We start from the raw sequence: 13,346 nt of genomic DNA, 5'->3' as shown, positions 1-13,346 counted from the left end.
TACAAATACAGTCATCTGATGCGGGAACTTACTTGTCGCCTAACTGCTCTGACATGGTGTTACCCGGGTTCGGCGTACGCGGTTCATCAACCGGACGAGGAGCCTTTGGACTACCATTGTCGCCAGAATTGTTAGAAGCGCCTGGTTCTTCCCAGCCCGCTGGCGGACGTACATCGCGACGTGCCATCAGGTCATCAATCTGCGGTGCGTCGATAGTCTCATATTTCATGAGAGCATCTTTCATCGCATGCAGAATATCCATATTGTCGGTCAGAAGCTGACGCGCACGATTATAGTTACGCTCAATCAGTGCTTTCACTTCCTGGTCGATGATACGTGCAGTTTCATCGGACATATGTTTCGCTTTCGCTACGCTACGGCCGAGGAATACTTCACCTTCTTCTTCCGCGTACAGCAGTGGACCCAATTTCTCAGAGAAGCCCCACTGGGTCACCATGTTACGTGCCAGATTGGTCGCAACTTTAATATCGTTGGACGCACCGGTAGAAACATGTTCCGGCCCATAGATGATCTCTTCTGCCAGACGACCACCGTACAGCGTAGAAATCTGGCTTTCCAGTTTCTGACGGCTGGCGCTGATTGCGTCGCCCTCAGGCAAGAAGAAAGTCACACCCAGCGCACGACCGCGTGGGATAATCGTCACTTTGTGCACCGGATCGTGTTCCGGCACCAGGCGACCGATAATCGCATGACCCGCTTCGTGGTAAGCCGTTGATTCTTTCTGCGCTTCCGTCATCACCATGGAGCGACGTTCCGCACCCATCATGATTTTGTCTTTCGCTTTCTCGAACTCAACCATCGACACAACGCGTTTGTTGCCACGAGCAGCGAACAGTGCCGCTTCGTTCACCAGGTTCGCCAGGTCAGCACCGGAGAAACCAGGAGTACCACGGGCAATGATTGCCGCGTCGATATCGGGGGCCAATGGTACGCGACGCATGTGAACTTTCAGGATCTGCTCACGACCGCGAACATCTGGCAAGCCGACCACAACCTGACGGTCGAAACGGCCAGGACGCAGCAGGGCCGGGTCGAGAACGTCCGGACGGTTAGTCGCGGCGATAACGATGATACCTTCGTTACCTTCGAAGCCATCCATCTCAACCAGCATCTGGTTCAGAGTCTGTTCACGTTCATCGTGACCACCGCCCAGACCAGCGCCACGCTGGCGGCCTACGGCGTCGATTTCATCGATAAAGATGATGCACGGTGCCGCTTTCTTCGCCTGTTCGAACATGTCACGAACACGGGATGCACCCACACCGACGAACATTTCTACGAAGTCAGAACCGGAGATAGTAAAGAACGGAACTTTCGCTTCGCCTGCAATCGCTTTCGCCAGCAACGTTTTACCGGTACCCGGAGGACCGACCATCAGGACGCCTTTCGGGATCTTACCGCCGAGTTTCTGGAAGCGGCTCGGCTCGCGCAGATACTCTACCAGTTCAGCAACTTCTTCTTTTGCTTCGTCGCAGCCCGCAACGTCAGCAAAGGTCGTTTTGATCTGATCTTCCGTCAGCATGCGCGCTTTGCTCTTACCAAACGACATGGCACCTTTGCCACCGCCGCCCTGCATTTGACGCATGAAGAAGATCCAGACACCAATCAGCAACAGCATCGGGAACCAGGAGATGAAGATAGAAGCCAGCAGGCTTGGTTCTTCAGGCGGTTCACCGACAACCTTGACGTTCTTGGTCAACAGGTTATCCAGTAATTTCGGATCCTGAACCGGAATGTAAGTGGTATAACGGTTACTATCTTTCTTGGTAACGTTGATTTCACGTCCGTTGATACGCGCTTCACGAACCTGGTCGTTATTGACCTCTTGTAGGAAGGTAGAGTAATCCACCTTACGGCCATTAGACTCGCTGGGCCCAAAGCTCTGGAATACTGACATCAGCACAACGGCAATGACCAGCCAGAGTATTAGGTTTTTCGCCATGTCACTCAAGGGATTAACCTCTTATTACAACTGTGTTAAAAACAGCGTCAGGATACTCTATATCCAGCATCTTTCAAACTTTCGTCTGAAATCTCCCGGTTAGGGTTTACGCCCGGTCGCTACAATATACACTTCCCGCGAACGTGCACGAGAAGAGTCCGGCTTACGAACTTTGACCTTCGTAAACAGGGAGCGAATTTCCCTTAGATACTCATCGAAACCTTCGCCCTGGAACACCTTCACTACAAAACTGCCACCTGGCGCTAATACATCACGACACATTTCTAACGCCAGTTCCACCAGATACATGGCACGGGGGATATCCACCGCCGGTGTTCCGCTCATGTTTGGTGCCATATCGGACATGACAACCTGGACTTTGCTGTCGCCAACGCGCTCCAGCAGTGCTTTCATCACCAGTTCATCACGAAAATCGCCCTGAAGAAAGTCCACACCAACGATAGGATCCATAGGTAAAAGATCGCAAGCGATGATGCGGCCTTTGCCGCCAATTTGGGTGACCACATATTGTGACCAACCACCCGGAGCAGCACCAAGGTCGACAACCGTCATTCCCGGTTTAAAGAGTTTGTCACTTTGCTGTATTTCATCAAGTTTAAACCAGGCACGGGAACGTAACCCCTTTTTCTGTGCCTGTTGAACATATTTATCGCTAAAGTGTTCCTGAAGCCAGCGGCTGGAGCTGGCAGAACGCTTCTTACCTGTCATTTAACTTTCCCATGGGGATAACTCATCGTAACCAATTGCGTAAATTTTTACGCGCCTATTTGGTGATATATGGGAGATGGCGGTAGAATGACCCGTTTTCAATCCCAACGTAAGCAAAAAATACGATGAATCTGAGTACTAAACAAAAACAGCACCTGAAAGGTCTGGCACATCCGCTCAAGCCAGTTGTTCTGCTTGGCAGTAATGGTTTGACCGAAGGGGTGCTGGCCGAGATTGAACAAGCGTTAGAGCACCATGAACTCATCAAGGTGAAAATCGCCACCGAAGATCGCGAAACTAAAACCTTGATCGTGGAAGCTATCGTGCGCGAAACCGGCGCCTGTAATGTACAGGTCATCGGTAAAACGCTGGTGCTTTATCGCCCAACTAAAGAACGTAAAATCTCGCTGCCACGCTAAGATTATCCTAAAGTTACACACATTTGCTGTGTAAAACGAGGGGTTTTCCGCAGGCAGGAGAGCAAAATGCCACGCTCTGTTCGTTGATAAAAGGCCGCATAGCGGCCTTTTTCCTTTCTTTACAATACATCAACATCTTGAGTATTGGGTAATTCTTACAGGTATTCCACCTTAATTACTTCAAATTCTACTTCGCCGCCCGGCGTTTTGATGACCACAACATCATCTTCTTCTTTGCCGATCAGGCCACGAGCAATAGGCGAGTTTACAGAAATCAGGTTTTGTTTAAAGTCAGCTTCGTCATCGCCAACGATGCGATAAGTCTGTTCTTCGTCAGAATCCAGATTCAGCACCGTTACGGTAGCACCAAAAATAACGCGCCCATTGTTGGGCATTTTGGTGACATCAATCACCTGCGCGTTCGACAGCTTGGCTTCGATGTCTTTAATACGGCCTTCGCAGAAACCCTGCTGTTCACGAGCTGCGTGGTATTCGGCGTTTTCTTTCAGGTCGCCATGCTCACGCGCTTCCGCGATAGCAGCAATGATTTCAGGACGGCGCACAGATTTCAGAAAATCCAGCTCTTCGCGTAATTTTTCAGCGCCGCGTAAGGTCATCGGAATAGCTTGCATTTGTTATACCTCTTGAATATTCCTGATGGGGCAAGTCTTCACCCACCCCGGCTGTTCGGCCTGCCCGGCATAACTCCTCACCGGGACCAGAAGCAAAAAAATACCGACCCGGGTACAAGTCCCAGGTCAGCTACAATTCACATTTTGATAGTCATTTTACCCTGAAGTTCCCGAAGGGTCATCGTTTACTTTATAGGGCGTTGCGCCGTAGTATGACGGCTCGATTCCAGGTTGTTAGCGCGAGATTATGCGATTTTCCAGATTTATCATCGGATTGACCAGCTGTATAGCGTTCAGTGTTCAGGCCGCGAATGTTGATGAGTACGTTACTCAACTCCCCGCTGGTGCCAACCTTGCCCTGATGGTGCAAAAAGTCGGCGCGTCGGCCCCCGCTATTGATTACCACAGTCAGCAGATGGCGCTGCCCGCCAGTACGCAGAAAGTGATTACTGCGCTGGCGGCGTTGATTCAACTCGGCCCCGATTTTCGTTTCACCACGACGCTTGAAACCAAAGGCAATGTGGAAAACGGCGTACTTAAGGGTGACTTAGTGGCGCGATTTGGTGCCGATCCGACGTTAAAACGTCAGGATATTCGCAATATGGTCGCGACTTTGAAAAAATCTGGCGTCAACCAAATCGATGGCAATGTGTTGATAGATACCTCCATTTTCGCCAGCCACGATAAAGCCCCCGGCTGGCCATGGAATGACATGACACAATGCTTTAGCGCTCCGCCTGCCGCTGCCATAGTTGACCGCAACTGTTTCTCCGTCTCGCTCTACAGTGCCCCAAAACCTGGTGATATGGCTTTTATACGCGTGGCATCTTATTACCCCGTTACGATGTTCAGCCAGGTACGCACCCTCCCCCGAGGTTCTGCCGAAGCGCAATACTGCGAACTGGATGTCGTACCAGGCGACCTGAACCGCTTTACGCTGACGGGATGCCTGCCACAACGTTCTGAGCCGCTCCCGTTGGCTTTTGCCGTGCAGGATGGAGCCAGCTATGCCGGGGCAATTCTGAAAGATGAGTTAAAACAGGCAGGTATCACCTGGAGCGGAACACTGCTGCGCCAGACTCAGGTTAACGAACCTGGAACGGTAGTTGCCAGTAAAAAGTCGGCCCCGTTGCACGATCTGCTTAAGATTATGCTGAAAAAGTCGGACAACATGATCGCCGATACGGTTTTCCGCATGATAGGCCATGCGCGCTTCAATGTGCCTGGAACATGGCGGGCCGGGTCGGACGCCGTGCGTCAGATCCTGCGCCAGCAAGCCGGTGTCGATATTGGAAACACCATTATTGCCGATGGTTCAGGGCTTTCGCGGCATAACCTGATTGCCCCCGCCACCATGATGCAGGTGCTGCAATACATTGCCCAACACGACAATGAACTTAACTTTATCTCCATGCTGCCGCTTGCGGGCTATGACGGCTCTTTGCAGTACCGTGCAGGTCTGCATCAGGCGGGCGTGGATGGAAAAGTCTCAGCGAAAACCGGTTCGTTGCAGGGGGTATATAACCTGGCGGGATTCATTACCACAGCGAGCGGGCAACGAATGGCGTTTGTACAATATCTTTCTGGCTATGCAGTAGAACCGGCGGATCAGCGTAATCGCCGTATTCCGTTAGTGCGTTTTGAAAGCCGTTTGTATAAAGATATTTATCAGAACAATTAGTCAAAAAGAAACCCCGGCACATGGCCGGGGTTTTGCTGATTAACGCTTGTAAATGAACTCAACGCCTTCTTCGTCGTCTTCGTCCCAGTCATCATCCCAGTCCTCATCATCCTCTTCAGCAATCTCTTCAAGCTGCTGGCGATGATAATCATCCCACATGAATTCGACTTTCTCTGGCTGTTTCGCTTCTTCAGCCTGCACGACCGGGTTTTCAATGATAAAGGTCATCACATCCCAGCAGAGATCTTTCACGCCCAGTCCACTCGCCGCAGAGATCAGATAATATTTATCTTCCCAGCCCAGCGCTTCAGCAATCGCTTTCGCTTTCTCTTCAGCTTCTGCCTTATCCAGCAGATCGATCTTATTGAACACTAACCAACGTGGTTTCGCCGCCAGATCCTGGCTGTATTTTTCCAGCTCGCTGATAATAATACGCGCGTTTTCAACCGGATCGGTGCCGTCAATCGGATCGATATCGATGAGGTGCAACAGGACGCGGCAACGTTCCAGGTGCTTCAGGAAGCGAATGCCCAGACCTGCGCCTTCCGCAGCGCCTTCAATCAGTCCTGGAATATCGGCAACAACGAAGCTCTTTTCGTTGTCCATTCGTACCACACCCAGACTTGGCACCAGAGTGGTAAACGGATAATCCGCCACTTTCGGTTTAGCCGCCGATACCGCACGAATAAAGGTCGATTTACCCGCGTTTGGCATCCCCAACATACCGACGTCAGCCAGCAGCATCAGCTCCAGCAGCAGCTCACGCTTATCGCCCGGCGTACCGTTAGTTTTCTGCCGTGGTGTACGGTTAACTGACGATTTGAAACGGGTATTGCCCAGACCGTGCCAGCCGCCCTTAGCAACCAGCAGACGCTGACCGTGTTTGGTCATATCGCCCATGGTTTCACCAGTACCCTGGTCGATTACACGCGTACCTACCGGCACTTTAATTGTGACGTCTTTACCGCGCTTACCGGTACAGTCGCGGCTTGCGCCATTCTGACCGCGCTCTGCACGGAAAGATTTTTCAAAACGATAATCGATAAGCGTGTTCAGGTTCTCGTCGGCTTCCATCCATACGTCACCACCATCACCACCGTCGCCGCCATCCGGGCCGCCTTTCGGAATATACTTTTCGCGGCGGAAGCTCACGCAACCATTACCGCCATCACCTGCAACGACCAGAATCGATGCTTCATCAACAAACTTCATTTTATTCTCCGTAAATCATTCGCCTGCGCGGGGTTGCGATACCACCGTTGTATGCTTACGTAATCCGCCCCAAATACGATGACCAATGGCGGAATACATCGCGCCCGCAACCACGACAAACGCACCGAGATAACCTAAAAGGTTTAACATCGGTCTGGCGAAGAAATCGGGCCAGGCCAGTGATAAAAGATCTGAAAAAAACAGCGTAAACAGTGGGGTGAGCGTGATGATCGCGCTCACCTGCGCTGCCTGCCAGCGAGCCATCGCTTCCGCCAGGGCGCCATATCCTACCAAGGTATTCAGTCCGCAAAAAATTAAACATGCGAGCTGCCAGTGGCTAAGCTGCGCTATCACTCCAGGCTTTGCCAGAGGGAAGAGCGCAATTGTACATAAAGTGTACAGTAAAAACAGGATCTGCGGTGAGGCCAGCCGACGCAATAAAACCTTTTGCGCCACGCCATAACTCACCCAAACCGTCGCCGCACCGACCCCAAAGATAACTCCCCAGGTGTAATCGGTGAGCTTTGTAAATATCTCGACCAGACTGGTGTTAAAAAACATCACCAGGCCGCTCAGGAGCATCAATGCCCCTACAACCTGAGTGCTGCGCATTTTCTCTTTCAGGATAAATACGCTGGCAACCATCATGCCAACTGGCGAGAGTTGCCCAATCACCTGCGAAGCGGTCGGACTCAGGTATTGCAAGGATGAGCTGAACAGGATGAAGTTCCCAAACAGCCCGGCGGTCGCCACTGCCAACAAAATCAACCAGCGTGGCTTACGAAACACGCGTAATGGCGGCAACCTCTTCTTCACCGCAAGAATGGCACCAAGGCCAATACTCGCCATCAAGAAACGGTAAAACACGATTGTCGGAGGTTCCATCACCTCCAGCACCTGCTTCATTGCGATTGGCAACGCCCCCCAGCAAATTGCTGTGGTGAGCGCCAAAAGAATGCCAATGCCTGCCTGCTGCTTCATACCGTATTCCCTGCAAAGCGCATTTGCGGATTAACGTCGCACCATGCGCATTTTTACCGGTTATCGAATGTAAAAAGCCCCGCAACGTGTTGCGGGGCTTTCATCCGTTACCGGGACGCGAAAAACTTATTCAGCTTCGATGCTGATAAATTTACGGTTTTTCGGGCCTTTAACTTCGAATTTCACTTTACCGTCTGCTTTAGCAAACAGAGTGTGGTCACGACCGCAACCTACGTTAGCGCCAGCGTGGAATTTGGTACCACGTTGACGAACGATGATGCTACCCGCCAGAACGGATTCGCCACCGAAACGCTTAACGCCCAGGCGTTTAGCTTCTGAATCGCGACCGTTACGTGTGGAGCCGCCAGCCTTTTTATGTGCCATTTGAAATCTCTCCTCAGGTCTTAGGCGCTGATGCCAGTAATTTTCACATCAGTGAACCACTGACGATGGCCCTGCTGCTTACGATAGTGTTTACGACGACGAAACTTAACGATTTTAACTTTCTCGCCACGACCGTGAGCAACAACTTCAGCTTTGATTACGCCGCCATCAACGAAAGGAACGCCGATTTTGACTTCTTCACCGTTTGCGATCATCAGCACTTCAGCGAACTCAACAGTTTCGCCAGTTGCGATGTCCAGCTTTTCCAGGCGAACGGTCTGACCTTCGCTTACTCGGTGTTGTTTACCACCACTTTGGAAAACCGCGTACATATAAAACTCCGCTTCCGCGCACACCTTTTCAATGATTCAGAGTGCGCTATAAATATTCACAATAGGGCGCGAATATTACGCAAAACGCACGCCTTTGACAAGTGCTACAGTCAATACACGAAGAAAAAAAACACAACTTGTACGGTAACGTTTATCTGTGCCATTTTTTCAGTACAATCACTCTATATTCCTAACCATAAACCCTAAGTTGCCTTTGTTCACAGTAAGGTAATCGGGGCGAAAAGCCCGGCTTTTGCGATGAATTTAGAAAAAATCAATGAGTTAACCGCGCAAGATATGGCGGGTGTTAATGCGGCAATCCTTGAGCAGCTTAATTCCGACGTCCAGCTGATCAATCAGTTAGGCTATTACATCGTCAGCGGCGGCGGTAAACGTATTCGTCCGATGATTGCTGTACTGGCTGCACGAGCTGTTGGCTATGAGGGAAATGCGCATGTCACCATTGCTGCCCTGATCGAGTTTATCCACACGGCGACTCTGCTGCACGACGACGTTGTGGATGAATCAGATATGCGCAGGGGTAAAGCTACCGCCAACGCTGCATTTGGCAATGCCGCCAGCGTGCTGGTAGGCGATTTTATTTATACCCGCGCGTTCCAGATGATGACCAGCCTCGGTTCGCTCAAAGTGCTGGAAGTCATGTCAGAAGCCGTAAACGTCATCGCAGAAGGTGAAGTTCTGCAACTGATGAACGTTAACGATCCGGACATCACTGAAGAAAACTACATGCGCGTTATCTATAGCAAAACCGCGCGTCTGTTTGAGGCTGCCGCGCAGTGTTCCGGGATTCTGGCTGGCTGTACGCCGGAAGAGGAGAAAGGCCTGCAGGATTATGGGCGCTATCTCGGCACTGCTTTCCAGTTGATCGACGATTTACTCGATTACAATGCCGATGGCGAACAGTTAGGTAAAAATGTCGGCGACGATCTGAACGAAGGTAAACCGACGCTGCCGCTGCTGCATGCGATGCATCATGGCACACCAGAACAGGCACAGATGATCCGTACCGCCATCGAACAGGGTAACGGTCGCCATCTTCTGGAACCGGTTCTGGAAGCAATGAACGCTTGTGGATCTCTTGAATGGACGCGTCAGCGTGCCGAGGAAGAAGCAGACAAAGCCATCGCAGCATTACAGGTGCTCCCGGACACCCCTTGGCGAGAAGCACTCATCGGCCTCGCGCACATCGCTGTTCAACGCGATCGTTAATCCCCTCCCTTCATCCCGCGCAGTGCGCGGGATGATTCCAGTAAATTCCATAAAAACACTAATTCAGCGCTATAACACCTGAAAAAAAGGGCGATGAATCTTTATATATTCTGAATATTCACACTCTTTACAGGAACTTTTTAGAGCAATAGGCCATCAGGAGTATAGTGATGCCCGACAGAAGAAGTGTTCTGAATGAAAGCGACTAACTTAAGGAGTGAGGAAAGATGGAAAGTAATTTCATTGACTGGCATCCCGCTGACATCATTGCGGGTTTGCGCAAGAAGGGAACGTCAATGGCGGCGGAGTCTCGCAGAAATGGTTTGAGTTCCTCAACGCTGGCAAACGCATTATCGCGCCCATGGCCGAAAGGAGAGATGATTATTGCGAAAGCCCTGGGAACTGACCCCTGGGTTATCTGGCCATCACGCTACCATGATCCGCAGACCCATGAGTTTATCGACAGAACGCAGTTGATGCGTAGCTACACTAAACCGAAAAAATGAGTGGTCTGGCGGTAGCCCCGCGAACGGGGCTGCCAGCTCTCAGACGATTACTCGCCTTTCACACGCTCAATATTTGCACCTAAAGCGCGCAGTTTGTCTTCAATGCGTTCGTAGCCACGATCGATGTGATAAATACGATCAACCACCGTCGTCCCTTCCGCAATACAGCCAGCCAGCACCAGGCTTGCTGATGCACGCAGATCGGTTGCCATAACCTGTGCGCCAGAAAGTTTTTCAACACCGTGACAAATAACGGTATTGCTTTCGATTTCGGCATGCGCGCCCATACGGCTAAGCTCCGGCACATGCATAAAGCGGTTTTCAAAGACCGTTTCGGTGATGAATCCGGTCCCTTCTGCCACCAGGTTCAACAGCGTGAACTGGGCCTGCATATCGGTCGGGAATGCCGGATGCGGCGCGGTACGTACGTTAACAGCCTTCGGACGTTTGCCATGCATATCCAGGCTAATCCAGTCTTCGCCGACTTCGATGTCCGCTCCAGCGTCACGCAGTTTCGCCAGCACGGCGTCGAGAGTATCTGGCTGCGCGTTACGGCAGATAATTTTGCCGCGAGAAATCGCCGCCGCCACCAGGAAAGTACCGGTTTCGATACGATCCGGTAGCACGCGATAGACACCGCCGCCTAAACGTTCCACACCTTCGATGACGATACGATCGGTGCCCTGACCGCTAATTTTCGCACCCAGCGTAATCAGGAAGTTCGCGGTATCGACGATTTCCGGTTCACGCGCTGCGTTTTCAATAATCGTGGTACCTTCCGCCAGGGTTGCAGCACACATGATGGTCACCGTTGCGCCAACGCTGACTTTATCCATCACGATATGTGCGCCTTTCAGACGACCATCGACGGAAGCTTTAACGTAACCTTCTTCCAGTTTGATGGTCGCGCCTAATTGTTCGAGGCCAGAAATGTGTAGATCAACCGGACGCGCACCGATCGTACAACCGCCAGGCAGTGAAACTTGCCCCTGACCAAAGCGCGCTACCAGCGGCCCCAGTGCCCAGATAGAAGCACGCATGGTTTTAACCAGATCGTAAGGTGCGCAGAATACATTAACGTCGCGGGCATCAATATGCACAGAACCATTACGTTCTACTTTCGCACCCAGCTGGCTTAGCAGCTTCATTGATGTATCGACGTCTTTCAGTTTCGGGACGTTCTGGATCTCTACCGGTTCTTCCGCCAGTAGAGCGGCAAAAAGGATAGGCAGAGCAGCATTTTTAGCGCCGGAAATTGTGACTTCGCCCTGGAGCTTCGTTGGCCCCTGAACACGAAATTTATCCATTTAGTTTGTTCTCAGTTAACAATTCATATCCGCTACCGGCGAATCGCCCATAGCTCAAAAGCCGTTCAGTTTGCGATCGCGCGCCCACTCCGCAGGGGTATACGCTTTGATCGACACAGCATGAATGCGGTTATCCGCAATATATTCCATCAGCGGGCCATAGACCGTCTGCTGTTTTTTAACCCGACTCATGCCGTCAAACAACTCACCCACGGCAATAACCTGAAAGTGGCTGCCATCGCCGGAAACGTGGACTTCCTGGAGGGAGAGAGCGTTCATCAACACGCTCTGAATTTCATTATTTTCCATGGGATCTTCAATCATCAGTTAATAAACCAGCGAAACATCTTAGAGCAAAGTTGCGCTGGCATAAATAAGCAAAAAGCCTCGCTGATAAATCAGACAAGGCTCGACTTGCAGGCAGGTTTGCCGGACAGGCGGTTAACGCCATATCCGGCCTGAAAAAATTTAACGAGGCAGAACATCAGCAGGCAAATTATACAATTTCGCGAGGGTATACACTTTGTCGTTTACCCCCTGAAGCGTCACGTTGTTGCCCTGCTTTTTCGCCAGATCGATAAGATGGAGCAGCAGTGCCAGTCCACCCGTATCCACGCGGGACACACGGCTAAGATCGATGCAGGTAATCCCCTTCACCGCTTCCTCACGCATTTCCCAAAGCGGTAGCAGAACGTCCTGATCCAGCTCTCCGGATAACGCCAGCGTGTCACCCGTCTGCATCCAGCTCAGTGACTCGCTCATTATTTTTTCTCTTCCAGAGTGATTTTCTGTTGAGAAATCGATTTCAGTTGCGCAGTCAGGCCGTCGATACCTTTGGTACGCAGCAGCGTTCCCCACTCGTTTTGTTTGGTGGTGATCATACTGACGCCTTCAGCAATCATGTCGTAAGCCTGCCAGTTGCCCGTCTGGGAGTTTTTACGCCACTGGAAGTCCAGACGCACCGGCGGACGGCCATTCGGGTCAATAATGGTAACGCGAATAGGCACAATGGTTTTATCGCCCAGCGGCTGTTCTGGCGCAATCTGATAGGTTTGACCGTGATACATCGCCAGCGCCTGACCGTAAGCCTGCTTCAGGTACTCACGGAAAGCGGCAAAGTAGGCTTCACGTTGAGCAGGGGTCGCACTCTTGTAATACTGGCCCAGCACCAGCGCACCGGCGTATTTCACCTGTACGTATGGCAGCAGTTCCTGATCAACAATGGTACGCAGATAATCCGGGTTGGCCCGAATTTGCGGTTGCTCATTCTTCAGGCGATCGAACGTTTTCTGCGCCGCCTCGTCCATCAGCTTATAAGGATTGGTCTGGTCTGCCGCGGTTGCCGCACTCAGAGGTGCAATCACCAGCAAAGCGACCATCATTAAACGTTTAAACATGCGTCGGTTCTCCTGAAATTATTTCGTTGTACCCACAGGTTCAGTGGTTTCATTATTACCTGGCGCAGCAGCTGGCGCATCGCCACTATTCTTATTGTCATCGCCTTTACTACCGTAAAGGAACTGACCAATGAGATCTTCCAGCACCATCGCAGACTTAGTGTCCTGAATTGTATCGCCATCCTTCAGGATAGCAGTCCCCAGTTCCGGGTCTTCAAAACCGACGTTTAATGCCAGATATTGTTCCCCCAGCAGGCCGGAAGTACGAATGCTCAGCGAACTGGTATCTGGAATGTGGTTATAACGTTGTTCAATTTCCAGCGTTACGCGCGGCAGATAGGTTTTCGGGTCCAGCGTAATATCCGCCACCCGACCCACAACAACGCCACCAATACTGACCGGAGAGCGCGCTTTCAGGCCGCCAATGTTATCGAACGTCGCATAAAGCGTGTAGGTCGGTTCAGTACGTATGGACGTCACGTTCGCCGCCTTCAGGCAAACAAACAGCGCCGCCAGCAGTGCTGCTAATAAAAAGATACCCACCCAAATTTCATTTTTTTTCGTTTGCATGAA

The 13,346-nt window shown here is 51.3% G+C and carries 16 protein-coding genes; 4 read left to right on the top strand and 12 right to left on the bottom strand.

Annotated features, from left to right (window positions below):
* Positions 1-28 precede the first annotated feature (28 nt).
* Together ftsH and rlmE are read right to left on the bottom strand one after the other, a co-directional pair.
* Entirely contained in the window at positions 29-1,963 is a 1,935-nt protein-coding gene (gene ftsH, locus HGD79_RS18620; RefSeq protein ID WP_001107467.1) for an ATP-dependent zinc metalloprotease FtsH, read from the bottom strand.
* Positions 1,964-2,062: 99 nt separating this feature from the next.
* On the bottom strand, positions 2,063-2,692 hold the full coding sequence (gene rlmE, locus HGD79_RS18615; protein WP_000145975.1) for a 23S rRNA (uridine(2552)-2'-O)-methyltransferase RlmE: 630 nt from the start codon (positions 2,690-2,692) through the stop codon (positions 2,063-2,065).
* Positions 2,693-2,817: 125 nt separating this feature from the next.
* On the opposite strand from rlmE, the gene yhbY reads away from it, so the two are divergent.
* Positions 2,818-3,111, top strand: a complete 294-nt coding sequence (gene yhbY / locus HGD79_RS18610) for a ribosome assembly RNA-binding protein YhbY (protein WP_001054420.1) — start codon at positions 2,818-2,820, stop codon at positions 3,109-3,111.
* Between the two features lie 155 nt (positions 3,112-3,266).
* Here the strand turns inward: yhbY and greA are convergent, their stop codons facing one another.
* Positions 3,267-3,743 carry a transcription elongation factor GreA gene (greA, locus tag HGD79_RS18605; RefSeq protein WP_001148001.1) on the bottom strand — a complete coding sequence of 159 codons (477 nt, stop codon included), beginning with the start codon at positions 3,741-3,743 and terminating at the stop codon, positions 3,267-3,269.
* Between the two features lie 247 nt (positions 3,744-3,990).
* On the opposite strand from greA, the gene dacB reads away from it, so the two are divergent.
* A complete protein-coding gene (gene dacB / locus HGD79_RS18600; protein ID WP_168848471.1) occupies positions 3,991-5,424 on the top strand; it encodes a serine-type D-Ala-D-Ala carboxypeptidase in 1,434 nt (477 codons plus the stop codon).
* A 39-nt stretch (positions 5,425-5,463) separates the two neighbouring features.
* Here dacB and cgtA read toward each other — a convergent pair whose 3' ends face one another.
* The 4 genes from cgtA to rplU all read right to left on the bottom strand — a co-directional run bounded on the left by cgtA (position 5,464) and on the right by rplU (position 8,333).
* Positions 5,464-6,636, bottom strand: a complete 1,173-nt coding sequence (gene cgtA / locus HGD79_RS18595; RefSeq protein ID WP_000673561.1) for an Obg family GTPase CgtA — start codon at positions 6,634-6,636, stop codon at positions 5,464-5,466.
* 15 nt (positions 6,637-6,651) lie between these two features.
* Positions 6,652-7,617, bottom strand: a complete 966-nt coding sequence (locus HGD79_RS18590) for a DMT family transporter (protein ID WP_000813037.1) — start codon at positions 7,615-7,617, stop codon at positions 6,652-6,654.
* Between the two features lie 126 nt (positions 7,618-7,743).
* The gene (gene rpmA / locus HGD79_RS18585; RefSeq protein ID WP_000940595.1) at positions 7,744-8,001 is read right to left on the bottom strand and encodes a 50S ribosomal protein L27; all 258 of its coding nucleotides are present in this window, start codon (positions 7,999-8,001) and stop codon (positions 7,744-7,746) included.
* Positions 8,002-8,021: 20 nt separating this feature from the next.
* Positions 8,022-8,333, bottom strand: coding sequence for a 50S ribosomal protein L21 (gene rplU, locus HGD79_RS18580; RefSeq protein ID WP_000271401.1), 312 nt, complete (start codon positions 8,331-8,333; stop codon positions 8,022-8,024).
* A gap of 258 nt (positions 8,334-8,591) precedes the next feature.
* Between rplU and ispB the strand changes: the two genes are divergently transcribed.
* Positions 8,592-9,563, top strand: coding sequence for an octaprenyl diphosphate synthase (gene ispB, locus HGD79_RS18575; RefSeq protein WP_001047336.1), 972 nt, complete (start codon positions 8,592-8,594; stop codon positions 9,561-9,563).
* A gap of 227 nt (positions 9,564-9,790) precedes the next feature.
* Entirely contained in the window at positions 9,791-10,069 is a 279-nt protein-coding gene (gene sfsB, locus HGD79_RS18570) for a DNA-binding transcriptional regulator SfsB (protein ID WP_000445413.1), read from the top strand.
* Positions 10,070-10,116: 47 nt separating this feature from the next.
* Here the strand turns inward: sfsB and murA are convergent, their stop codons facing one another.
* The 5 genes from murA to mlaD form a co-directional block, all read right to left on the bottom strand.
* Positions 10,117-11,376, bottom strand: a complete 1,260-nt coding sequence (gene murA, locus HGD79_RS18565; protein WP_000357259.1) for a UDP-N-acetylglucosamine 1-carboxyvinyltransferase — start codon at positions 11,374-11,376, stop codon at positions 10,117-10,119.
* Positions 11,377-11,430: 54 nt separating this feature from the next.
* On the bottom strand, positions 11,431-11,685 hold the full coding sequence (gene ibaG / locus HGD79_RS18560) for a BolA family iron metabolism protein IbaG (protein WP_000429656.1): 255 nt from the start codon (positions 11,683-11,685) through the stop codon (positions 11,431-11,433).
* A 159-nt stretch (positions 11,686-11,844) separates the two neighbouring features.
* Positions 11,845-12,138 carry a lipid asymmetry maintenance protein MlaB gene (gene mlaB, locus HGD79_RS18555; protein WP_000004488.1) on the bottom strand — a complete coding sequence of 98 codons (294 nt, stop codon included), beginning with the start codon at positions 12,136-12,138 and terminating at the stop codon, positions 11,845-11,847.
* Positions 12,138-12,773, bottom strand: a complete 636-nt coding sequence (gene mlaC, locus HGD79_RS18550; RefSeq protein ID WP_000476487.1) for a phospholipid-binding protein MlaC — start codon at positions 12,771-12,773, stop codon at positions 12,138-12,140. The genes mlaB and mlaC overlap by 1 nt, the downstream gene beginning before the upstream one ends.
* Positions 12,774-12,791: 18 nt before the next feature.
* Positions 12,792-13,343 (bottom strand): outer membrane lipid asymmetry maintenance protein MlaD, encoded by a 552-nt coding sequence (mlaD, locus tag HGD79_RS18545; protein WP_001296448.1) that lies wholly within the window; start codon positions 13,341-13,343, stop codon positions 12,792-12,794.
* Positions 13,344-13,346 lie beyond the last annotated feature (3 nt).

Origin of the sequence: Escherichia sp. SCLE84 (genome assembly GCF_012584495.1) — a bacterium.
Lineage (GTDB): Bacteria > Pseudomonadota > Gammaproteobacteria > Enterobacterales > Enterobacteriaceae > ECMA0423.
This window is presented reverse-complemented; position numbering and strand designations above follow the sequence as displayed.